The organism is Gryllotalpicola protaetiae (assembly GCF_003627055.1).
GTDB lineage: Bacteria > Actinomycetota > Actinomycetes > Actinomycetales > Microbacteriaceae > Gryllotalpicola > Gryllotalpicola protaetiae.
Window position 1 is genome coordinate 322,424 of the sequence record NZ_CP032624.1, and the last position, 21,840, is coordinate 344,263.

General features: G+C 67.2%; 28 protein-coding genes. 2 read left to right on the plus strand and 26 right to left on the minus strand.

The features are described from left to right. Window positions 1-3 precede the first annotated feature (3 nt). Both D7I44_RS01575 and D7I44_RS01580 read right to left on the minus strand, forming a co-directional pair. Window positions 4-3,276: a helicase-related protein gene (locus D7I44_RS01575; RefSeq protein WP_120787882.1), complete on the minus strand. Its 3,273-nt coding sequence runs from the start codon at window positions 3,274-3,276 to the stop codon at window positions 4-6. Window positions 3,277-3,285: 9 nt separating this feature from the next. After that, window positions 3,286-3,477: a helix-turn-helix domain-containing protein gene (locus tag D7I44_RS01580; RefSeq protein ID WP_120787883.1), complete on the minus strand. Its 192-nt coding sequence runs from the start codon at window positions 3,475-3,477 to the stop codon at window positions 3,286-3,288. 1,018 nt (window positions 3,478-4,495) lie between these two features. Between D7I44_RS01580 and D7I44_RS01585 the strand changes: the two genes are divergently transcribed. Beyond that, window positions 4,496-4,822, plus strand: coding sequence for a ribbon-helix-helix protein, CopG family (locus tag D7I44_RS01585; RefSeq protein ID WP_120787884.1), 327 nt, complete (start codon window positions 4,496-4,498; stop codon window positions 4,820-4,822). A gap of 37 nt (window positions 4,823-4,859) precedes the next feature. On the opposite strand, the gene D7I44_RS01590 is transcribed toward D7I44_RS01585, so the two are convergent. The 4 genes from D7I44_RS01590 to D7I44_RS01605 form a co-directional block, all read right to left on the minus strand. Continuing rightward, complete coding sequence (locus tag D7I44_RS01590; RefSeq protein WP_120787885.1) at window positions 4,860-5,747, minus strand: nucleotidyl transferase AbiEii/AbiGii toxin family protein; 888 nt, start codon at window positions 5,745-5,747, stop codon at window positions 4,860-4,862. Then, complete coding sequence (locus D7I44_RS17975; RefSeq protein WP_162939993.1) at window positions 5,744-6,553, minus strand: type IV toxin-antitoxin system AbiEi family antitoxin; 810 nt, start codon at window positions 6,551-6,553, stop codon at window positions 5,744-5,746. The genes D7I44_RS01590 and D7I44_RS17975 overlap by 4 nt, the downstream gene beginning before the upstream one ends. A 64-nt stretch (window positions 6,554-6,617) precedes the next feature. Next, window positions 6,618-7,649 (minus strand): tyrosine-type recombinase/integrase, encoded by a 1,032-nt coding sequence (locus tag D7I44_RS01600; protein WP_245979892.1) that lies wholly within the window; start codon window positions 7,647-7,649, stop codon window positions 6,618-6,620. A gap of 166 nt (window positions 7,650-7,815) precedes the next feature. Continuing rightward, entirely contained in the window at window positions 7,816-8,022 is a 207-nt protein-coding gene (locus tag D7I44_RS01605; RefSeq protein WP_245979895.1) for a helix-turn-helix transcriptional regulator, read from the minus strand. 349 nt (window positions 8,023-8,371) lie between these two features. On the opposite strand from D7I44_RS01605, the gene D7I44_RS01610 reads away from it, so the two are divergent. Then, window positions 8,372-9,430: an IS1249 family transposase gene (locus D7I44_RS01610; protein WP_162939994.1), complete on the plus strand. Its 1,059-nt coding sequence runs from the start codon at window positions 8,372-8,374 to the stop codon at window positions 9,428-9,430. Between the two features lie 288 nt (window positions 9,431-9,718). Here the strand turns inward: D7I44_RS01610 and D7I44_RS01615 are convergent, their stop codons facing one another. The 20 genes from D7I44_RS01615 to D7I44_RS17980 form a co-directional block, all read right to left on the minus strand. Then, window positions 9,719-9,973 carry a hypothetical protein gene (locus D7I44_RS01615; protein ID WP_120787889.1) on the minus strand — a complete coding sequence of 85 codons (255 nt, stop codon included), beginning with the start codon at window positions 9,971-9,973 and terminating at the stop codon, window positions 9,719-9,721. 129 nt (window positions 9,974-10,102) lie between these two features. Continuing rightward, window positions 10,103-10,381 carry a hypothetical protein gene (locus D7I44_RS01620; RefSeq protein ID WP_120787890.1) on the minus strand — a complete coding sequence of 93 codons (279 nt, stop codon included), beginning with the start codon at window positions 10,379-10,381 and terminating at the stop codon, window positions 10,103-10,105. 16 nt (window positions 10,382-10,397) lie between these two features. Continuing rightward, window positions 10,398-11,066: an SOS response-associated peptidase family protein gene (locus tag D7I44_RS01625; protein ID WP_120787891.1), complete on the minus strand. Its 669-nt coding sequence runs from the start codon at window positions 11,064-11,066 to the stop codon at window positions 10,398-10,400. Window positions 11,067-11,075: 9 nt separating this feature from the next. After that, window positions 11,076-11,402, minus strand: coding sequence for a hypothetical protein (locus D7I44_RS01630; RefSeq protein ID WP_120787892.1), 327 nt, complete (start codon window positions 11,400-11,402; stop codon window positions 11,076-11,078). Further along, window positions 11,399-11,656 (minus strand): hypothetical protein, encoded by a 258-nt coding sequence (locus D7I44_RS01635; RefSeq protein ID WP_120787893.1) that lies wholly within the window; start codon window positions 11,654-11,656, stop codon window positions 11,399-11,401. Before D7I44_RS01635 ends, D7I44_RS01630 begins: the two co-directional genes overlap by 4 nt. Window positions 11,657-11,867: 211 nt before the next feature. Further along, window positions 11,868-12,107, minus strand: coding sequence for a hypothetical protein (locus D7I44_RS01640; protein ID WP_120787894.1), 240 nt, complete (start codon window positions 12,105-12,107; stop codon window positions 11,868-11,870). After that, window positions 12,104-12,727 carry a M15 family metallopeptidase gene (locus tag D7I44_RS01645; protein ID WP_162939995.1) on the minus strand — a complete coding sequence of 208 codons (624 nt, stop codon included), beginning with the start codon at window positions 12,725-12,727 and terminating at the stop codon, window positions 12,104-12,106. The genes D7I44_RS01640 and D7I44_RS01645 overlap by 4 nt, the downstream gene beginning before the upstream one ends. A gap of 125 nt (window positions 12,728-12,852) precedes the next feature. Further along, entirely contained in the window at window positions 12,853-13,416 is a 564-nt protein-coding gene (locus D7I44_RS01650; RefSeq protein ID WP_120787896.1) for a hypothetical protein, read from the minus strand. Between the two features lie 13 nt (window positions 13,417-13,429). Continuing rightward, the gene (locus tag D7I44_RS01655; RefSeq protein ID WP_120787897.1) at window positions 13,430-14,341 is read right to left on the minus strand and encodes a hypothetical protein; all 912 of its coding nucleotides are present in this window, start codon (window positions 14,339-14,341) and stop codon (window positions 13,430-13,432) included. Further along, window positions 14,338-15,498: a hypothetical protein gene (locus tag D7I44_RS01660; protein ID WP_120787898.1), complete on the minus strand. Its 1,161-nt coding sequence runs from the start codon at window positions 15,496-15,498 to the stop codon at window positions 14,338-14,340. The genes D7I44_RS01655 and D7I44_RS01660 overlap by 4 nt, the downstream gene beginning before the upstream one ends. Window positions 15,499-15,511: 13 nt before the next feature. Further along, on the minus strand, window positions 15,512-16,330 hold the full coding sequence (locus tag D7I44_RS01665; protein WP_162939996.1) for a hypothetical protein: 819 nt from the start codon (window positions 16,328-16,330) through the stop codon (window positions 15,512-15,514). Next, window positions 16,324-18,807: a phage tail protein gene (locus tag D7I44_RS01670; RefSeq protein ID WP_120787900.1), complete on the minus strand. Its 2,484-nt coding sequence runs from the start codon at window positions 18,805-18,807 to the stop codon at window positions 16,324-16,326. Before D7I44_RS01670 ends, D7I44_RS01665 begins: the two co-directional genes overlap by 7 nt. 12 nt (window positions 18,808-18,819) lie before the next feature. Then, a complete protein-coding gene (locus tag D7I44_RS01675; RefSeq protein ID WP_162939997.1) occupies window positions 18,820-19,239 on the minus strand; it encodes a DUF5361 domain-containing protein in 420 nt (139 codons plus the stop codon). After that, window positions 19,194-19,487 carry a hypothetical protein gene (locus D7I44_RS01680; RefSeq protein WP_120787902.1) on the minus strand — a complete coding sequence of 98 codons (294 nt, stop codon included), beginning with the start codon at window positions 19,485-19,487 and terminating at the stop codon, window positions 19,194-19,196. Before D7I44_RS01680 ends, D7I44_RS01675 begins: the two co-directional genes overlap by 46 nt. An 84-nt stretch (window positions 19,488-19,571) precedes the next feature. Continuing rightward, the gene (locus tag D7I44_RS01685) at window positions 19,572-20,174 is read right to left on the minus strand and encodes a phage tail tube protein (RefSeq protein WP_181445591.1); all 603 of its coding nucleotides are present in this window, start codon (window positions 20,172-20,174) and stop codon (window positions 19,572-19,574) included. A 42-nt stretch (window positions 20,175-20,216) separates the two neighbouring features. Beyond that, window positions 20,217-20,612, minus strand: a complete 396-nt coding sequence (locus D7I44_RS01690) for a hypothetical protein (protein WP_120787903.1) — start codon at window positions 20,610-20,612, stop codon at window positions 20,217-20,219. A gap of 3 nt (window positions 20,613-20,615) precedes the next feature. After that, window positions 20,616-20,873, minus strand: a complete 258-nt coding sequence (locus D7I44_RS01695; protein WP_162939998.1) for a hypothetical protein — start codon at window positions 20,871-20,873, stop codon at window positions 20,616-20,618. After that, complete coding sequence (locus D7I44_RS01700) at window positions 20,866-21,201, minus strand: hypothetical protein (protein WP_120787905.1); 336 nt, start codon at window positions 21,199-21,201, stop codon at window positions 20,866-20,868. The genes D7I44_RS01695 and D7I44_RS01700 overlap by 8 nt, the downstream gene beginning before the upstream one ends. After that, window positions 21,192-21,635, minus strand: coding sequence for a Gp19/Gp15/Gp42 family protein (locus tag D7I44_RS01705; RefSeq protein WP_120787906.1), 444 nt, complete (start codon window positions 21,633-21,635; stop codon window positions 21,192-21,194). Before D7I44_RS01705 ends, D7I44_RS01700 begins: the two co-directional genes overlap by 10 nt. A gap of 8 nt (window positions 21,636-21,643) precedes the next feature. After that, a complete protein-coding gene (locus tag D7I44_RS17980; protein ID WP_162939999.1) occupies window positions 21,644-21,838 on the minus strand; it encodes a DUF7302 family protein in 195 nt (64 codons plus the stop codon). Between the last annotated feature and the right edge of the window lie 2 nt (window positions 21,839-21,840).

The window sequence follows — 21,840 nt, forward strand, 5'->3', positions numbered from 1 at the left end:
GGTTCAGTCATCGGCGGGCTCCTCGACGATGGCGAGGAAGGCGATCAGCTCGAAGTCGTCGAGCCCCGCGATGGTCTGCACGAGCGCGGTGGTGTGGCCGGGGCTGAAGAGGCTGTCGACGTCGCGTTCCTCGTTGACGTCGATCATGGAGCGGATCGCGTCGGTGAGCAGGCGGCTGTACTGACCCATGTCCGCGCCGTCGCGCGTGGCGGCGTTGAAGACGCGGCACACCTCCCAGGCAGGCTCGTCCCGGTTGCGGCATCCGGCGCGGATGACGTCGAGCAGGTGCTTGACTTCGGTGTGGTCGGCGATGACCTGGCCCTGGTCGTCGAGATAGACGAGGTAGTGCGGGTGCAGCCGGTTACCTCGGTTCAGGTGCTCGTCGGCGTTGATGTTGCGCAGCACGAACAGCGCGCCCGGCTTGAGGCCCTTCTCGGGCTGGGCGGGAACGACGGCGTGCAATCCCTTTGCGGTGCCGGCCAGATCGCCGTACTCCTTGATGTAGCCGAGCAGGTCCATGCGGAAGTCGTTCAGCCCCAGGTCGGTGATGGAGACGCCCGTGCGGACATCCTCGAGTTCGATGACCTCGTCCTGGAGCTTGCGGAGCTGTTCCTTGCGGAATGCGGCGTCGCTGGCTTCCTGGGTGAGCACGTTGTCGTCGGCGGTCGCGGCGAGGTCGGCGATGACCATGCGGTTCTCGACGCGCTCCTTGAGGTTGATGTATTCGTCCAGCGAGATATCGGGCCAGAAGTTCACGAGCTGGATTCGCTCGTTGGTCGAGCCGATGCGGTCGATGCGGCCGAAGCGCTGGATGATCCGCACCGGGTTCCAGTGGATGTCGTAGTTGACGAGGTAGTCGCAGTCCTGGAGGTTCTGGCCCTCGCTGATGCAGTCGGTGCCGATGAGCACGTCAACCTCGGCTGTCTCCTTCGGCATGACCAGGTGCCGCTGCTTGGACCGCGGCGAGAAGAGGGTGAGCGTCTGCTGGAACCCGTAACCCTTGCCGACCGTCGTGGACGGGTTGCCATGCCCGGTCACGAGCGCGCTGTCGTAGCCGTGCTGCTTGAGTGCCGGGGCGAGGTTCTTGTAGAGGTACTCGGCTGTGTCGGCGAACGCGGAAAACAGGAGCACCTTGCGGTTACCGGGGTTCAGCGGCTGCTCGAACTTCGCGGCGAGCAGCTCGCGCAGCCGGATGAGCTTGGAGTCGTGCTCGGGGGTGATGCCACTGATCGAGGCGAGGAGCTGCTGGATGACCCTGCCATCGCTGACCAGGTCGCGGTTCCACGACTCGACGTCGACGTCGGCCAGATCGATCGGCATCTTTTTGCCGACGGTGCCGCTGGTGGGGAACTCGAAGTCGTCGTCCTCGGCATCGATGTCGGTGAACGCGGAAACGATGTCGGCAATGTTCGCCTCGTGGTTGTCTACGGCCTCGATCGCCTCGGCGACGGTGAATTCCAGACGATTCAGCGTAAGCCGAAACGCCTCGATGCTGGACTCAAGGCGCTTGAGCAGGTTGACCGTCATGAGCTTGCGGATGCCCTGCTCACGACTGGCCGCGCCGAGGTTAGATGTCTGCCCGCCCATGTAGTTCGTGCCCGCGCCGGCCCCGTAAAGCTGCTCATACTTGTCGCGACGACTCGGGAGCACATACACCAGCGGCGTGTAAACCGCCAAGGTGAGCAGCTGGAGCTGCTCGAAAATCTCATTGAAGGTCGGCGCGTCAGACAGGTCGGTCAGCGGCGGGCGCACTGAGACGGGCTTCATCCGCTCTGGGAACGCGCCGATGTCGGTGGTGTCGTAGAACGCTTGGATGTGCTTGCGGGAGCGCGCGATGGTCACCGCATCCAAGAGTTCGAAGAAGTCGAAGTCCAGCCGTGCCAGGATCGCCTCGGTCGTTCTGTCTTCCGGCGGCAGGTCGCTCCACTCGTTGAAGACTCGCTGCGCCTGCCGGAACACCTCTTCGATCGTCGTCGAGATGTTCAGCTTCGCCTGGAGCTGCGCTGACTCGCCCTCGTAGGCGAGGGCAAGCTGGTTGCGCAGGTCGTTGAACCGGTTGTTCACCGGCGTCGCCGACAGCATCAGCACCTTGGTCTTTACGCCCTCGCGGATGACTTTGCGCATCAGCCGCTGATAGCGGGTCTCTCGCTCCTGCACGTAGTCGGCGTTACGGAAGTTGTGCGACTCATCGATCACGACCAGGTCGTAGTTGCCCCAGTTGATCAGGTCCAGTCGCTTGCCCAGCGACTCGCCGCCATCGCGCGACAGGTCGGTGTGTGCGAGCACGTCGTAGTTGAAGCGGTCCTTCGCGAAGATGTTCGTCGTGTAGTTCGAGTTGTAGTTCGTCCAGTTGTCGGCGAGCTTCTTCGGCGCGAGCACGAGCACGGTCTTGTTGCGCAGCTCGTAGTACTTGATCACCGCCAGCGCCGTGAATGTCTTGCCCAGCCCCACGCTGTCGGCGAGGATGCAGCCGTTGTAGGTCTCCAGCTTGTTGATGACGCCGGTCGCGGCATCCTTCTGGAAGTTGTAGAGCGCCTTCCAGACCTCGGTCTCCTGGTAGCCGGTCAGGTCGTTGGGCAGCACATCCTCGTTGATGTCGTCGAGGAACTCGCTGAACAGGTTGTAGAGGATCAGAAAGTACACGCGCTGCGGTGAGTTCTCCGCGTACACGCTCGCGATGTGCTCACGCACCGCCTCGGTCACGTCGTCGAGGCGTTCGGGGTCGTGCCAGATCTGGTCGAAAGTCTGGATGTACTGCTGGGTGAACGGGGCGTCGTCGATCTTGTGCACCATATTCGACACCGCAGGCCCGCGCTCATACCCGAGGTCAGCGGTCGTGAAGCCCTGGAGGGGCGCGTACAAGGCAGCGTCATCGACGATCGCAAACTGCTGCATCGGCGCGCCCGTGTGGTTCGATCGGAAGGTGACCTTCTGTCGCACCCATTCCGCGCACTCCCGCGCGATTGCGCGCTGGGTCAGCTTGTTGCGCAGGCGGATCTCGAACTCCGTGCCGTACAGCGCGGCGTCTCGGTCCTTGTCGTTCGGGATGAAGAACTGGCGTTTCTCCGGAGCGGGCTTGTCGGTCGCCTTCATCGTCGTGAATGACGGCGCGGTGAAGATGAACTCCAGCTCGTCGATCGACTGAAGCTCATGCTTGAGCGCCTCGAACGCGAAGATCGAAAAGGTGCTTGCCGCGATCCGCAGCTTCGAGCCTGGCTTGATCGACGCCTTCAGATCGTCGCCGAGGAACTCATTGAGGTTGTCGATGATGCGCATGGCAGTCGCTCACCGGCCCGTCTCTGGTGAGCCATCGCTGGTGCCGCGAACCCATTCGTCGACCTCGCTGACCTGGAATTTCCAGAGGCGACCGATCTTGTGGGCAGGCATGCCCTTCTCAGCGATCCAAACATAGACCGTTTCCTTGGTGACCCCGAGGTGAGATGCGATCTCTTCGGCCGACACCCAAGGCTCGACCATGACAGCGCCCTCCTCAAAGACCTATGTGCTGCAACCATGCCCAAGCTATCGGCTCACGATCGGTTAAATCCGGTTTGACTCGGTCTCTATCGTCCTCGACATGCGAAAAGGGTTCTATCCCTGGAACGGGTGACGCACCACGCTCGCATCGCGGAACATGCTCGCCATAACCACCACGCTTCTTGCAGATCAGGTGCGCCGTTGTGCCCGATCCTCGATCTGCAAGAGGCGTGGCAGCCCAGAAAGACCGTTACGACGAAGCCTTTGGAGCCTCGGAGGACAGCCTGAGCGCATGCCTCGCGGGCGACGCCGATGGCGCGATCGACGGCTGTCCAGCCCTAGGACAACCCAACTTTGGGCAGCCGCGCTCACCTCAGTTGATGAGCCTGGAAACGCTGTAGGACGCCGCGGAAGTTTGCGCCAGTTCTCGTGATGGACGCGTCGGGCTCGCCCCGCCCAAGTCGCCCAATCCGGCGACAGAAACCCGTTGCTCACGGTGGTGCCACCGTGGCACCACCGTCGGATCTGCGGTTCGGCCAACTTGGCAGGACCGTGGTCTCCGGCATGAACCGGAAACCCCGTGCCTGCTGCGCTTACGGCGAGGAGATCGGATCTCGAGCTGGCGGTGCCGTCATGCTAGGCACGCACCCGCAGGCTTCGCAACGCGCGCAGCCCAGAAGTTCTCGATCTCTCAGCAGCCGTGCATCTCGATGTACGACACGCGTTATACACTGAGACGCGGCCGACATCGAGTGGGACCCCGAGGCCGTCGCGCACATGTGGGAGCGGCACGGAGTCACACCCGAGGAAACGATCGACGATCCGGACGCTCCGCTGCGCTCCCCCGATCCGGCAGGCCGTTCCGGAAAGTCGGAGACCGCTATGCCGGTTGGAGCAGCACCCGCGGCTAGGTGTTGCTAGTCGTCATCGTCGTGAGACACGAGGGCCGGCTTTATGGCGGCAACGGATGGCCGGCCAACGAGGCGCACCGGAAGCTCTATGAAAGAAAGCGAGAAGGATGGACGATCGGATTCCCGACGAAGCGCGCGACGCGATCCGCGCTGAGCTCGATGCCGACACCGCCGAGTACCGCGACGGTGTTCCCGAGGGCGAGTGGACGAAGCCAAACCGCGGGCCGTCGCCCCTGCTGACACTGCGCGTCCCACCGGAGACCCTTGAAGCGCTCCAGGTATTGGCTGCATCGAACGGTGTGTCCGTCTCGACGCTCGCCCGCGGGTTCATCCTCGACGGGCTTGCCAGTCATGAAGGCGACGATCTCCGCGTCGCTCTGGAGCGCCTGGAGCGGGACCTTGCCGCGGTGAAGGCGCGCGCCCTCGCGAGCTGAGCGACGCCTTTCCTGACCCCGGCTTGCCCGCACCCGGTCAGCGTGGCGGCTCGGTCGGCGCGAGCTCGACCGTGACCTCGCCGAGGTGGCGAGCATTTCCTTCTGCCCATCGTCGTTCGTCTGCGTTGAGTTCGGCGAGAAAGGCATAGCGAGCGCGCACCGTGCTGAGCCACTCATCCAGGCGCACCGGCCTGGTGAGGTAGCCGATGTCCTCCGCGCGGAACTCTGCGGCGGTCCATGCGCCCAGCACATCGCCCGGGTCGATCGGCTTTCCGCCGCGGCCGTCGACCACGATGTCGCGGTAGACCTTGAGCACCCAGAGCCTGCGCACGAGCGCCTCGTCGAACGCTCCGGCGCCTGCGTACCAGTACAGGTCGTAGAGGTCTCTGGCCAACGGCACGCGTCGGTAGCGTGCGAGTTTCTCGGCGATGGCCTCCTCTGTGCGCACGACCGGCAGCACTGGCAGTTCGATGTCGTAGCGGGCATGGATGGGGAGGGGCACAGGCGCGAGCAATTCGGGGTCCAAAGCGAGGGCATGGCGGGCAAGCTCGACCTTGGCACCGAGCCGGGGAGAGTCGAACGGGGTGCCGATGGTCAGATCGGCGCGGCGCCCGTCATCACCGAGGTTCGCCAGCGCGAAGGTGAAATCGTCGATCTTCGCACCGTCGAGCGCCTCGAGCACGGCGAGGGCGACCGCCTCATCGGGCGCGGCGAAGTCGAGATCGGTGGAGAAGCGGCCCGAGTTCCCGGCGCGGAACTTGCGCAACGCGGTGCCGCCCTTGAAGGTCAGCCCGCGTTCGAACAGACCGAGCTGGTGTAGGTGCCAGAGCGCGTGGTCTTGCGCAATGTCGAGCAGGGCGGCGTCCCTTCCTCCCTTGGCTCCCTGGTAGTGGCGAACGAGGTGTCCTTCGGTGATGCGGCTCATGCGCCAGTCCCGACGGCGAGATAGCGGTACAGGGCGGTGTCACTGACCTGGGTGGCGGCATTGAATCGGCCGCCTGCCTGCCGCGGGCCGATCCGCGCGACACTGCGCGGCGGGAAGCGACGGAGGATCGCCACGCTGGCCTCCGCGTTCCCGCCGGCGGCGAGCAGGTATGCCGCCCGCTGGCTCGCGGTCGAGGGCAGCCCGGCGAGCAGCCGGATGAGCAGCTCCGGATCGACGCGGGCCGCCGCATCCGGGAGCCACTGACCCAGGCCCGGCAGGTCGCGGTAGGCGGCCGGCCTGCCCGCGATCCCGGCGACGAGCCCGTCGAGATTCCACGTCGGCAACCGGTCGACGGTCGTCTGAGCTTCACCCGGCAGCACGAGCGTGACCGCGCGCCACTGCCCCGCGAACGCCTTGGGGGGCTCAATCCGCGACGGAAGCGACACGACCTCCCGCTCGGGCAGCCGCTGCGCAAGCCCGAGTACCCCGGCCGCGGACTCCATCGCGAGCACGCCCGGCCACGCCGGATCGAGCTCGCGCTGGGCGCGGAACTCCAGGAATCGGTCGCCGGAACTGATCGCGCCGCCGCGTGCGGCCGGCAGGAACTCCCAGGCGCCGCGCGTGCGCAGCGACCCGAGCCACCCCGCGCGCTGCAGCTCGTAGGCGAGCTGCCTCGGCTCGTCCTTGACGCCCGTCTCACGCAATACCTCGGCGAGACGATCAACCGTCACGATGACGTCGCCGTCGAGTTCGAGCTGCTCGAGGACGGGAGCTATCGACGTGGGAATCGATCGCGTCACTGTCATTCAACTCCTTATTTTGAGACATAGTAACAAACTACGGATATAAGTGACAGTCCGAGCTCATTCATCACCCGCCCAGCACCGCATCAAGGATGTCAACGGTGATCGGATCGACCTGCTCGGCGGAGACGACGTAGCTGGCGCGGGTGATCTGCTCATTCGCGTGACCGAGCAGGCGGGAGGCGAGCGTGATGCCCGCGGCCTGTTCGACGAGGGTTGCGACCGTTCGCCGGTAGATGTGCGTGGAGTAGCGGCCCGGATCGACACCGAGTGCAGTGAGCGCCTCGCGGTTGTCGTCGACAAAGGAACGCAACAGCCGCTCGTAATTGCTCACGCTCATCGGCAACCCGGTCGCGGTTGGGAACAGCAGCGCCTCGGCGCCGCGCTCCGCCAACGCAAGCCGGCGGCGCACAGCGGTTGCAGCCATGCTCGGCAGGGCGATCCTACGGCGCTGCCTCGTGCGCTTCGGCGCGTTCTTGCGCCGCACGCCCAGCTCGCGGGTCTGCGTGATCGTGCCGTCGATGAGCAGCGTGGGAGGGTTCGTGGTCATGTCGACATCGCAGCGGCGCAAGCCGATGCACTCCCCGACGCGCGCGGAGGTGCCGAGCATGATGTCCATGCCGTCGATGAGCGCGCGGTAGTTCGGCCGCGGGCCCATGCCGCTGTCTTCGCGCCAGTGCTCCATCAGCTCGCGGATGGCCGCGATCTGCGGCGCGGTGAGCACCGTGGTCTTCTTCTCCGGCAACGGCAAGCGTTGCACGTCGCGCACCGGGTTGAACGGGATCGCGTCGTCGCGCACCGCGTAGCCGCACACCAGCCCGAGCACCGAGCGAATGCGGCGAGCAGCTGAGAGGGACTGTTCCAGGAAGGCGGCCTGGATGATCCGGTCGCAGCGCCCGACGGTCAGCGCGCCGAGGGCGATGCCGCCGCAACGCGGCACGAGCAGTAGCCGTGCCGTTTGCTCGTAGGACTCGTAGGTGGAGAAGCTGAGCGCGCCAGCTTGAGCGCGTACGCGCACTTGAGCGAGCCAGGCCGTGCAGGCATCCGCGACCGTGTCGGATGCAGTCAGCCCGAGGTATCCGGAGCTGCTCAAGTTCACGGCGCGGCGGGTGATCTCAGCGCGAGCCTCGTCCTCGGTGTTGGCGACGGCGCGCAGCTGGTGGAGTTCACCTGCATCGTCGCGCGTGCGCGCTCGGGCTCGCCAGGTGCCGTTCGCGAGCAGGGTGACCTGGATGCCGCCGAGCTCGCCGGCAGCGAGGCGGCGCCTAGCCATGTCGTCGCTCCCGCACCCAGGCCAGCAGTTCCGCCTGCTCATAGCGGACGTGATGGCCGAGCTTGACGTAGGGCGGTCCCTGCCGGGTTTGCCGCCAGTCCTCCAGCGTGCGCTCGGGCAGGCGCAGCGCCTCGGCGACCTCGCGCTGGGTGAGGAAGACGGGGAGGGCGGGCGCGGGTTCCATGGCGAACAGGTGCACCAGCGTTGCCCGGTATCGATCCGCACGGGACCGTGGTTTCGACTCGCTTCGCTCGCTCAACCAGCGGAACGAAAGCAATCTGGTCACCAAAGCGGTCACTTGCACCGAAATGGCGGATACGGAAGAAGTTCGGAGTTGCCTGCTTAGAGGCGGAAACTCAACGATCTCAGTGCTGGGGTACCTGGACTCGAACCAAGAACAACTGAGGGTTATCGGCAGAAACGTGTGGATGAGCTGATGAGTTTGCCGCGGGATTGCGCGGCAAAAGAGGGGCGGTCATACCCCGGCATGCTTAGTCGTGCCGAACGCCTCGAATTCGACCGTCTGTCTGATATGCGGCTCGCGGCTGGTGAAGAACGGGAAGACGAGGGCCGGCACGCAACGGTGGCGATGTCCCGAGTGCGGGTCCTCGAGCGTGCGCCGCCGCGACGACGTGAAGCGCCGTCACGAGCTGGCCGAATTCCTCACCTGGCTGATCGGCAAGCACTCCCAAGCCGAGGTAGGTCGCGGCACCGGTCGCTCCTTCCGCGACCGCACCGCCTGGTGCTGGGATGTGCAGCCGCGCCTCGGTCCGGTGGAGCCCGGCCATCACCAGGTGCTCATCGACGGGGTCTGGATCGGCACCTGGTGCCTGCTGATCGCCGTCACCGACAAGCTGCAGGTGCTGGCCTGGCAGTGGTGCGCCCGCGAGTCGATCGCCGCCTGGCAGGCCCTGTTGCGGCAGATCCCCGCCCCGCAGGTCGTGGTCTGCGACGGGGGCACCGGCATCGCCACCGCCGTGCACACCATCTGGCCGAATACGAAGATCCAGCGCTGCCTGTTCCACGTGCAGCTGAACATCCGCCAGCACCTGACGATGAAGCCCCGCACCGACGCCGGCCGACGCCTGCTGAGCCTGGCCAAAGCGCTCTCTGAGGTTCGCGAGATCGACGACGCGATCGACTGGCAAAGACATCTCGACGCCTGGTGGAGAGCACACGGGCACCTCACGAAGGAGCGCACCTACTTCCGCAACGGGCAATGGGGCTTCACCCACGAGCGCCTGCGGAAGGCATGGCTGCTGCTGCGCAAGCTCGCCCGATCAGGAACCCTGTTCACCTACCTCGAGCACGGCAACATGCGCACGACCAGCCCGCTGGAAGGCGGGATCAACTCCCAGATCCACCACATCCTGCGCACCCACCGCGGCATGACCGAGGAGCACATGAAACGCGCCGCCGAATGGTTCCTCACCCTCCACGAGATCCCCATCACCAGCGCCCACCAGCTCATCGAGCCCGAGCCGGCACCCACACCCGACGACGAGCCCGAAGCCCACGACGACCTCAACCTGCCCGCTCTCTACGACACCGGCCTCGACGCAAACGAAGGCCTCTGGCAACGCACCGGCTGGGCAGGACACGGCTGACACACCCGAACCCATCCACACGTTCTTGCCGATAAGCCACAACTGACCGTCCGCCATGAAACAAAATCCCCCCGATCAGGAATTGCTTCCGATCAGGGGGATCTCTTCGTGGTGCACCCCCAGGGACTTGAACCCTGAACCCACTGGACGGCTTTCTAGGGGGTGAGGGGGTATGTAAAGGTATGTTGACCGGGGGTTTATTTGAGCGCCATACCGTCATATACCCCTACATACCGCCCCAAAGTGGAGACCAAATGGAGACCTAGGCGGCCCTTCCTGGGTCTCGCCTCAGACGGGTCGAACGAATAGCGGTGTCGCTTGAGGCCGCCCCTTGGCGTCCGCTGAGACCTGCCAGGTGTGGAGCTTCCAGCCAACCGAGAGGATGCCCTCGATCATTAGGGCCCAGTCCTCGACGTCGCTCGAGATTCCGGGCTGGGTCATCGGCATATTGAAGAAGGGCGTGAATACGACGCGACCTTCGTCCCAGGCGTGTTGGGCCAGGCCGGCCATGAAGGCAGTCTTCGTGTCCTTGATGCGTCCCATAGATACATGATAGGCGGCTACGCTGAGCCAGCCCTCGGCAGGGAAGCCGGCCGCCCTGTGAGGGAGCGCTCCGCGGTGGCGCGAGTCGGGCGGGATCGCGGTTGCGCCCGAGGATGTCGGCGACGGGCTCTAGTCGGTGCGTTCGTTCTCGTACCGGGTTGCGTAGTCGATCAGGTGGTCGATCAGCTCATCGATCGAGTCGCCGTTTTCGCGGGCGACTTCCAGGGAGGCGATGGCGTCGTTGATCCGTTCCACAAGCTCGGCGTTGTCGTTCGTGTCGGTGTCGCGGTCGCCCATAGCGATGCCGAGCGAGGCCATGGCCTGCAGGGCGCGGTCTCTGTCGAATAGGCCGTCTGCGGCGAGGTAGTCGAGGGAAGCGCGGCGGATGCCGTCAGGGTCGATTGGCATGTGTCGGTCTCCGGGTTCAGGCGGTCTGCGGCTCGGGGCGGGTCAGGAGCCGTATACCGTTCGAGAGTTCATCGGATGCGGCGACTGCCGCCTCGGCAAGTTCGCGGGTGCCGGGCTCGTGGGGGTCGAGCCACGTCCGCCAAAGGTCGGGCGGGAGGATCAACGGCATGCGGTCGTGGCTGTCTGCCACGGCCCCGGCTGCGTCGCGGGTCACGAGGGCGTAGCTCGTCAGTGGGTTGTCGAATTCGTCGTGCACACGGTTGTAGACGGCGGCGATCATGAAAGGCTCGCCCGATGCGGTCGTGTAGTCGTTGCCCTTCTCGTTGAACCAGTCGGCGGGCACGAGGGCACGGGAGGCTTTGAAGTACCCGCGCCATTTCGTCGCGAGTGTGTCGGAGCGGGCGTTGAACGTGTTGCCGGTCGGGAACTTGCCGCCCATCCAGAGCTTGAACCATGCCGTGTCTGCGATCAGTTTGTCGCCGTTGACGCGGTAGATGCCGTTGAGCTTCCTCTCCTTGCGCCCGGTGAGGGTGCGCTTGCCGTAGAACGCCTCGAGCACGCCGGGGCTCGGCGCCACGGGCGCGCCCCAGTCGACCGTGAGCAGTACCTTGTCGTTCAGTGCCGGGAGGATCGGCGGCGGGTCACCCTCGTGGCTGCCCCCGCCAAGACCGTAGCTTGCGCACATGCGGCGATGCTACTTCGGACTGCCGACGCGGGTCACGGCGTTCGCCCACAGCCATGCCCGCCACGGGTAAATGCCTATGCGCCCCTCGACCTGCACCGCTCGACTGTTGTACGCGGTGACCATGCATCGCAAGCGCACCGAGCGCGGGCCCTGGCTGGTCGCGAAATGCACCCAGGCATGCACAGCGATCCCGTCTCGCCCATTGGCTGGCTTCACCGGGTCTGCTTTCGCATTGATCTCGTCGGTGGACAGGGAGATCGGGGCCGGTTGCAACGCGATCTCGACGGCCTTGTCCGGGTCGCGGGCGGACTTGTCGACATCGAGCTCTTCGGTCATGCGTAGGTGACGGAATCGAGCACCCACCCGCCCGCGGCAGGGTCTCGCGCGAGTTCGAATTCGCCAGTGTCGCTGCGGTCCTCGGTCTGCGCTCTCACCCGCCACCCGACCACACGCACGTCATTGCCGAGGAACTCGAACCCGTCCGGGGTTGCGGCGGTGACGGTCCATCGTTCACGCCAGAAGAACCGCGCGGGTCTCCCATTCTCGAGCAGCAGGTTGACCCGCTCGGCCACGCGGGCAGTCATCGTCACGATGCGCCTCCGAAAGTAGTTACGAATCTGGATCCGTTAACGCTAGGAGACGTGTTCGATTAAGTCGAGCCCGGAATCAGGACTCGCAGCGCGCTGTCCGCGGGAAGAACTCGTCGGGCGTATCCGCAACGCAAGCCTCAAGGCCGGGGTCCACTCGTAGGCATACGAAAAGAGGCCCCCGCATACCGGCAATCGGTATGCGGGGGCATGGTCAGCGCGAGCGTCTGCCTAGCGGCGAGATGACCGCGCCGAGGCCAGCGGCGATCAGCACAATAGCCTCCACGATCACGGCGACGGTCTCGGTGAGCTTGTCGGCGATCGACGGCCACCACAGAGGGGCGATGCCGTCGAGCGCGAGCGCGACCGCGGCGGCACCGAATGCGACCCAATACGCGATCGTCGTGATGTTGTTGGAGACCGGCGGTGCGGCCGGGGGCAGGGGCGCGGTCACGAGTGCGCCGCCGTGATGTAGCTAAGGGCGATGTCGACCTCCGCAAGCAGCATCTGATCCGAACCGGTGTTTGCTTTGAGGCGTTGCAGCAGTTCGACGTGGTAAGGATCGCCGATGCGGACGCGGTGGCCTCCGTTGAGTGGAACCAGCCAGATGCCGCCGTCTTTGTCGGCGGCGGGGACGATGCTGAATGACATGGCAATGCCTTCCGGAATCTCGGTAGTGGGCGGTGCGGTGAGGCTGCCGTCGTATTCGACGTGCCAGGGTTCGCCTGCAACCCGGCCGGTGACCCAACCGGTCGCGGGGGCATTCGCGGCGATCCAACGGTGTTGCGGGGTGCCGGCCGTGTCGATGCCCGACCCAAGATCAGCGGCGAGTCCCCACCCGTGGTTCGATTTGCCGGGGATCGCGGCGAGCGGGCTGCCGTATTTGCGATACCAGTTCCACGACCCCCATTGGGTGCGCCCGGTCGAGTTCGGCGGATCAGATGGCGACCCGAGGGGTCGGTAACCGGACGTGATGATGAATTCGCTGCCGAATTGGGCGGCGAATTGGTTTTCGAGATGCTGCAACGCGGCGGCGGCGGCGGGGTGGAACAGCTCGCCGCGAACGCTAACCATCGCGCTTACGGGGATTTCGCCGTTCCGGTATCCGCCCCACGGTCCAGGTGCCATCGAGTTTGCCCCCTTTCGGGCATGAAAAAACCCGCACAACGGCGGGCATGGGACGACGCGTTACAGGGGCGCTAGAACCCCGAGCGGATGAAATCGACTTCGACGCGCATCGTCGTGGCGGTCGAGTTGGTCAGGTACGCGCCGACGACCACCGTGCCGTCGGTGTTGACGACAACCCAGCACATGCCCGGCGAGGCGCCCGTCACGAGATGGCCGCTGAACGTGTGCGTGTATGTGGGGCGTTGGCCGACCGGAAAGGTCCACATCGCGGCACCGGCGACGATCGCGACGTTGCGCGATATCAGCACGGAGCCGCGCACCCGCCGACCGGTGACGGAGAACAACGTGTCGGCGCCGAATGTCCACCCCGACGCGGCGGGCGGTAGCGGTAGGTCGGCTTCCATCGGTTCCAGCACCCACGCGTTCCCGGTCCACGTCGCCGGTCGGCCCCAGCTGATCACGTAGATGCGCCGGCCGGGCCAGTTGCCCGACGCGGGCAGATCGCCCGGGGCGTCGGCGACCATCGTGCCGATCTTCTCGGCGTACCGGGCGGCGTCGCCGATCTGATCGTTGCCGAGCATGGGCGCGGAATTGGGGATGTCCTGCCATCCCGCGCTGATCTGCGTCAGTGCCATGATGGTCCGCCTTTCACCATGTCGCCCGGACGTGCAGCCGCCCGGACTGGTTGACCCCGGCGGGGTTGAAGATCGAGTAGCCGCCGTGCGCGAATCCGATGCCGCGTCGCGCACCGGTCTTGAGCTGGTCGCCGAACCCGGCGGGCAGGCCGCGCCACCCGCTGCCGAGCGCGACGGTCACCGCCTGGTCGACGGTGAGGACCCCTTGCCGGTTGATCAGCGTGTGCAGGCCGATGTTCGGGCCGGAATAGAGCGCCTGCCGCGCGTCGAGGAAGATCTCAACCTGTTGGATCGACGCCCCGTCGGGGATGGTGTCGCCGATGGCCGTCCCGTAGCCGTAGCCGCCGAGCGTGCTAGACCCCGCATAGACAAGATCGGTCCAGAAGTTGCCGTTCCCGGTGTTGCCCGACCCGTTCTGCGAGCCCGACCAGGCGGCATCGAAGAACAGGTCGCGGGTGGCCGCCCCGCCGCCGATGTCGGGCGGCCCAGGGTCGACCGGCGGGGGTGCCGGGTCGGCTGAGAGCTTCACAGCGACGACCGGGCCGCCGCCTGCGCCGCCCGCCCACATCAGGGCGACGCGCTGCCCGGCGGTCCAGGACGCTACGTTCGGGTCGTAGGCGGCAAGGTAAGTCACGCCGTCGTCGCCGGTGATCGGGATTCGCCCGTTTGAGGGGGCACCGGCGACCACGCCGAGGCTCGGGTGAGCGAGCGGGCCGAGGCACACGGGATGGCCCGCCCACAGCCCCACCATGCATTCCTGGCCGGGAACGGGCGCCGTGCCGACCATCGGCATGGCAACGTTCTTCCCGGCGAAATTCACTACGGCGGCGCCTGCCGCCCAGTTGACCGATTGGCAGGTGCCACGGCCGACGCGCGACCCCGGGGCATCGCCCATGCCGGCCACGACTTGCCCGGTGGTCGTCATCCCAGCAGCTCCGCCCCGTCAAGGTTGTAGGTCCACGCGGCGGTGGGGTCCATCGGCACCGTGAACGATCGCAACTGGCCGATGACCTCCCGGCCCGAGAGCGTGTCGCGCGCCCACACGAGGTCGCCCAATTCGGCATCCGGGCGCGGCGGTGCCTGCACTTCGATGGTTTTCGATCCCAGCTGCGAGACGCGGGCGAGGATCGTCTGTGCCGCCGCCTGCAACTTCGCCGTGGTGTCCATCAGCGGGTTTGAGTTGGTGTAAACCCGCGCCCCGAGCGGCCCGTCTACCCGCAGCGGGTTCGCCGGGTCCGTGATCTGCGCAATGCCGGGGGGCAACGTCTCATTGGGGTTGGTCACCACGACGGTGTTGTAGATGTTCGCCGACAGGCCATCGGCGAACGACAGCACCCCGTCGATTTCGATATCGGCGTCGTCGCGGGTCGCGGAAGTCCATCGGTCGCGGCGGATGGCAGTCACCGACCCTTGCCGGGTCATGCCGGGGTCGCAGTTGAGAGATGCGAGCAGCTGCGAGATGGCGTCGAGACGGTCGCCTTCGTACGTGACCCCGGACGGGATCGCACTGTCTTGCAGCCACGCCGGCCATGCGCATGTCACCCCGGCGGCGGTGGTGAGGTTCGCCACCTCCTGCAACACCGTGTTGCCCGCGGCCGGCGCGGTCACGCCCAGGAACGACGCGGCGCGGATCAGGTCGAACCGGTCGACCAGCGCGAGTTCCGCAGACCATCCGATGATGCGCGCCGCGGCCGGGTACCGGCGGAAGTATTCCTGCGCGCGCGGCACTTCGTTGATCCGGTAGATGCCAAGCGGAACCCGCCAGCTGGCTCCCCCCTGGGACACCACGTAGTCGATGCGCAGCTCCTGCCCGAACGGCGCCAGCGGGTCGGTCATCGACTTGGGGACCAGCGATTCGCCGCCGGTGTCGCGGGCGAGGAACACCGACCCGGATGCCTGAATCTGCCCCGACACGTCGAACGTCAGCTGACCATCGGTCGTGATCGGCACCCGGTCGATGTCGGGGAATGCCGGGCCGGGGACGGTCTGCGTCGCCCCGTAGAACGCGGTGACGAAAAACCCGGCACCCGAGCGCGAGTTCTCTAGGGCGATCAGCGCCGACGCGTCGATTTGCAGTGCCACGCGAGCACCCCCGTTATTCAGTCGGCACGACGCCCGCTTGCGGCGGGTTCTTCTTCGCTTCGAGCCACACCGGGTAGATCGCGCGCATGAATTCCCACGTCGGGAACGCGTCGCGATACGCCTGCCACGGCGCGGCGGCGATCGCCGGTGGCCCTTCGACCTCCGAGATTTCATCGACGGTGCTCGCCCACGACGTGATGCCGTAGCCGCCCGCGGGGTCCCGGTAGCTCGACGGCTGCGGATCGGACGCCCACGCGTATAGCAGCCGCGGCAGCGGGTGCGGCGCGGCGGTGCGGATCAGCACCAGCCCGCCGGTCTGAGTGATCAGGCGGGTAACCGCTTCGCGGGCGGCATCCGTGTCGGTGAAGAACGGCATCGCCAGCCCGGTCATCAGCGACCGCTGCCCGGCCAGCGCGATCACGCGCGTGCCGAGCAGCAGCCGCGAGCCTTGCACGGGCCGGGATTGCGCCAGCCCAGCGCCACGCACCATGGTCACCTTGACCGCAGACCCGGCATCGAGCGGGTCGGAAATCCACGCGGTGTCGGGGCGCGGCGACGGGATGACGGCCACCAGGGGCGCCGTGTCGCCGAGTGCGTTACCGGCGGCATCGACCATGGCCGCCTGGTAAGTCACCGGACCTAGCGGGGCTTCCCAGTCGACGCCGGTCCAGCCGCCGAGCGCGAGCGCGCGCAGCCCTGACCGTACCGTGGTGCGCACCCCGTCGACCGTCCGGTAAAGGGTGATCTGCGCGGTTGCCGGGTCGAGGTCGGCGGCGTAGAACGTGATGCGCACTTGCGGGTCAGGGGTCGGCAGGATCGTGGTTTCTACCATCTGCGCGCCCCGTTCGCCGCCACCCGGCCATCGGCTGTCATCGCTGAGCCCACCCGGACGTCCATCAGCGCGAGGAGCGCACCGGACGCGTCCACGAGCGTCACCTGCTCGGGCAGGGCGGAGCCGGCGCCCGCTCCAAGGCGCGCGCTCGACGCCGACCAGCCAGGCACGTAGGAGGCCATGTCGTCCACGGCGTTGCGGAAGTCGTCGGCGTTGGCGGTAACGCCGAGGGCCGCGCCGGCGGGGATCATCGCACCGACCTCGCGCGCGAAGACCCTCGAGGGCGAGCCGATGCCGAGGGCAGCCTTGGCGCCATTGACGATGGACCCGGCCAGGTCCTTTACCTTCTGCACCGCGGCACCGACCATCGACGCGATCCCGTTGATCAGGCCGTTGATGATGTCCTTGCCGACCCCGACGAGCCAGGATCCGGCGTCTGCGAGCGCGCCCTTGATCGCGCCTGGGATGCCGGTGACGGCCCGCCCGACCGCGGTCACCGCGCCCGAGACGGCGCCGGTGAGCCCGCTCCAGGCCGAGGACCAGGCGGAACCGAGCCAGGACAGGGCGCCCGAGATCGCGGAGCGCACGCCGTTCGCGAGGCCGGTAGCGAGCGAGGCGATGGTGGACCCGATCGCCGAGAAGAACCCGGCGATGGCGCTCCAGGCACCGTTCCACAGGGCGGCGATGAGGGCGAGGCCGCCGGTGAAGGCTGCCTTGGTGATGCTCCAGAGGCCGGTGATCACGGAGACGACGAGGTTGACGGCGCCTGAGACGACCTGCCCCATGCCCTTCCACACCTGCGCCCAGTTGCCGGTGAGGAGGCCGACGATGATGTTGACGACGCCCTGGATGATCGTCACGAGCGCCTGGATGACCGGGATCACGGCGCCGATTACCGCCTTGACGACGGGCAGGATCGCCGAGATCGCAGGGAGCAGGATGCCGAGCAGTGCGTTCACGATCTGGGTGATGACGGGCATGAGCGCGGCGACCAGGGGCCCGATCATCCCAGCGATCTGGGTGATGATCGGGGCGAGCTGCTGGGCGAGCATCGCGATGATCGGGACGATTTGCGAGATCACCTGGGCGACGGCGCGCCCGATGATCTGAAGGACCGGCAGGAGCGAGGATGCGAGCTGCTGGATGACCGGGATCAGGGCCTTCGCCAGGCTCACGATGATCGGCAGGATCGTGCCGAAGGCGTCCATGAGGGCGCCGCGCAGCTCGGGCGAGACGGCAATGAGCGTGCCGATCGCCGCGACGATGAGCCCAACCGGGCCGGTGGCGATGGTAAGTACCTTGCCGAGCGCGCCGGCCGCGCCGCCTGCCCCACCGAAGGCTGCGCCGAGCTGCCCGGCGATATTGACGATGGAGCCGATGCCTGAGGTCAGCTTGCCGGCGATGGTGAGGACCGGCCCGGCGGCGACAGCGATCCCGGCGATCGCGCCGCCGACCTTGAGGACCAGGCCGCGGGTGCCTGCGTCGAGGGACTGCCACCAGCCGATGACCTGCTGAACCTTCGTGATGATGTTCGCGAAGGCGGCACCAACCTTTTCGCCGACTCGGGCGGCGATGGGCTCGAGCGCGTCGAGGCCGCCGGTGAACTCCCCGAGCAGCGGCTTGAGCCGTGAGAAGAACCCTCCCCCGGTGCCGCCCGCGTCGAGGAACGCGGCGCCGACGCGCCCGACCGCGGCCCAGACGTTCTGCATCGCGCCGGTGAAGGAGTTGCCCATCTTGAGGGCGGCACCGCCGAGGCCGGACTCCATGGCCGCCTGGAAGGTGGCGAAGTCGACCTGGCCGGAGGACACCATCTCGCTGGCTGCGGCGGCAGTGACGCCGTACTGGTCGGCGAGGAACTGCAGCACCGGGATGCCGCGCGACTGGAGCTGCATGAGGTCGTCGCCCATCAGCCGGTTGCGGGCGGCGACGCTGTTGACGATGAGCCCCATGTCGCCCAAGGAGGTCCCGGCGATGGCGGCGGTGTCGGCGGTGAGCTTCAGGGTGCGCTGCAGGTCCTGGCCAGGCTTGATGCCAGCGGCGACGGCGGAGGCGGCGAGGGAGGCGGCGTCGCCGAGGCCGAACGCCGTGCCCTTCACGGAGGCGAGGGCATCGGCCATGATCGCCTTGACGGAGTCGACTGAGTGGCCGAGGCCCTCGAGCTTTGCCTGCGCCTGGTCGATGGCGACCAGCCGGTTCCAGCCGCCGACCGAGAAGATGCCGCCGACCGCAGTCGCGGCCAGCATCGCCGGCTTCGTGATGGCGCTGGTGAGCTTGCCACCGACCTGCTGCATCGCCTTGCCGGCCTGGCTGAACTGGGCGGCGATGCTGGCCGCCGCGGACTGGCCGACGCCGGAGCCGATCTTCTGCCCGATCGCGCTGGTGTCGATGCCCGCGGTGAGCTGCGAGTTGATCGAGGCCGCCGCGCCCTTCAGCGAGGGGACGATGGTGACGAACGCGGAGGCAATCTCGATCGCCACGAGTCACCCCCTCTAGGAGTCGATGGGGCTGCGCGGCAGCGCGAGCTGCCGCTTCAGCTCCTCGAGCGGCATCGCCTGGCCCCTCGTGGTGCGCCCGGCCTTCTTCACGCCGGGACGCGGGATCGGCTTGGGCCTGTTCCTGTTCTTCTCGGCATCGGCGGTCTGCGCCCACCAGAGCAGGCGCAGCGCGTCAACTGCCGCCGCCAGGAGCTGCTCGCGCAGGCCCCAGACGTTGTCGGGGCTGAGCGCGAGGCCCAGCGGCGACTGCGGATCGCAGGTGACCGTAAGCGCCCACACGTCGCGCCAGCTCACCTGGGGCGTGCCCATCCAGCGCAGCCGGATCCCGTTGCGGATCAGCTCGGCTTCGACCTGCGTCCGGTGGTGCGCTAGGACGTAGGCGAGCTGACCGATTTTCCCTGGCCACCGGTCCATCCGTCGATGAACGCGGCGATCTGCTTGGGCCGCAGGGCCCGGAAGGCGGCCTGCGCCTCAGGCGGGAAGATGTTTACCAGCGGTTTGAAGTTGCCGGCCTGGAAGCCGTCCAGCATCTCGAGGTTGACGACGTCGTCGGAGTCGGGGATGGTCACCGGCTTCGGCATGCCGGGCAGGCGCACCCGGACGGTCTTGCCGGATGGCTCGTAGTCGGGCACGACGATGATGTCGGGCGAATCTGTGGTCATTTTGCATGTCCCTTCGGCATGTCCAGGGGTGGGGCCGGGGGCGGGGCGGGACATGCCAAGATCGCAACCCCGCCCCCGGGCTCATCACGCAGCGGCCTGCTCGGGCTCCGGCTCGGCGGCGGGGGCGGCGAGCGACTCGGGCTCGGCCTCGACCTTGGCGATGTAGGTGTAGGCGCGGTTCCCGTCAGCGTCGGGGTAGGCGGTGACCGTGATCTCGAAGCCCACCGCGTCGCCGTCCTGGTTGACGATGTCGCCGATGTCCGTAATCTGGCCGTCCGGCACCACGTCGCGCTTCACGCGCCCGTTGTAGAGGGTCTCGAAGACCCAGCTAGCGTGCGGGCGCGGGATCGAGTTGTGCAGCGCCGTGATGGTGTCGCCGACGACCGTCACGTTGCTCGGGCCGTAGACCTGCTTGAGGACGACCGGGTTGATCTCGATCGCGGTGAAGGTGAAGGTCTCGGTGTCCCCGTTGAAGAGGGTGGCGACGACATCTCCGCCCCAGGCGCCGAGGGTGTCGGTGTCCGAGTCGACCGTGTTGGTGTAGCCGTCCTCGGAGATGTAGCCGAGCGGATCGAAGCCGCTCGGGAGGGCGTCGGTGGCGTTCGTCGGTACCGTGCCCCCGAGCGGGGCGACGGAGATGCCCCCACCGGGCTTACCGATGAACACGTTCTCGACACTGTTAGCCATGGGCGTGTTCCTTCCTGATGATCGGCATGTCCCTGTGGGGTCTCAGACGGCCCGGCCCGTAGTGGTGAGCTGCACCGCAAACTGGTAGCGGGGCACCTCTGCGTCGGGGTCGGGGAACTGGGTAAGCGCCTGGATGTCGACGCGGGCGATGTCCGGCACTTGCTCCGGGAGCCGGTAGGTCTGGGCGCGGACGAGGCGGGCGAGTTGTGCGGCGGCTGCCATGGTCGTGGCCCAGACCTGCACCGCGACGAGCGGCACGTCGGTGAAGACCCCGGTGGTCTCCCCGCCGACGCGCTGCACCGTGATGAAGACCTTGGGTCGCGCCCGCGGTGGGGACTCGAAGGCCTCGCAACCCCAGCCGAGCGCTGAGGATGCGGCGTTGTAGAAGGCGATCAGCTCCGCCTCGATCACCGGGTAGGCGATCGCTTCGATGGGCATGGCTCACCCCCGGCCCAGGCTCTTCAGCAGGCGGTTGGTCCGTGCGTTGTCGAGCCGGGACTCGAAGTCGGTGGTGCCGACGAGTCCGCGCGCGCGGCGCCGCCCCTTCTGCCCGTCCCCGCGGTACGTGGTGCCGCTCTCCGAGGAGGCTGCCGCTGCCATTCGCTCAGCGATACCGCCGAGCCAGGCGGCGGCCTCGTCGCCGTTGAGGAGGCGCGCGGCACCGGCGGAGTTCATCTTGACCCGGAGCCAGCTAGCCATGGACCACCCCCACGCGGACGGGCGTCGACCACCTGCCGGGGGTGTTCGCCAGGATGTATGAGGCAGGGGTGCCGAGGACGTCGAGCCATTCGCCGCGCACCTGCACCCGCGCGTGCGCGGGCACGTTTACTCCCCTCGGGAAGTGCAGTGTGAAGCGGGACTCGACGCCCTCCCGGTCGCCGTCTGCGACGTTCTGCGAGTCGGTCGGGCCGATGAGCACATCGGGGACGGCGAACTCCTCGGTGAGGTAGACCTCGCGATTGAACTCGTCACGGACCCCGGAGGGGGTCGTGACCTGCACTCGTACCGTCTCGCCGATCACGGCCACCACCAGCTCCCGTGCGCTGGGTGCCAGGGCGGCCCGGCGTAGTGCTCGAGCGGGTCGATCTCGAAGGCCTGGCCGGGGAAGCGGGCTCCTAGGAGCAGCTGCCCCAGCTCGCTGTCGGTGAGGAAGAGGGAGCCAGGCAGCTCTCCTCCGTAGGTGCGGTTCTCTGAGTACGGCCCCGCAGTGGTGGTCTCCTGCCGGACGCCGTCCGGGTTGCGGAAGACCCGTCCGACCATTGCCGCGACGACATCCTTGACGGAGTCGAGCAGGTCGGGCTCATCGCCCGAGGTGATGCGGTCCTCGAGGTTGGGGATCCGTGCACGCAGGTACCTCTCGGCGCGGTCGATCCAGACCTGTACGAGGTTCGGGTTGTCGGGCGCCTCGCCGCCGACCCAGGAGTCGATGACGTCTGCCGGGGTCGTCCATGACTCGGCCATGGGACCCCCTACTCGATGTCGCCGGGCTCCGGCGGGACCGTCTCATCGGGGGCAGGCTTCGGTTTCGGGCGCCGCTTCGCCGGCGGCTTGCTCGCCGCGGGGGCGGCAGGATTCTCGACCTGCCACCCCTTGGCCGCGAGCTTCGCCGCCAGCGCGTCGGACACGACCGCCGTGGTTCCCCCGGGGTGTGTTACGCGAGGCATGG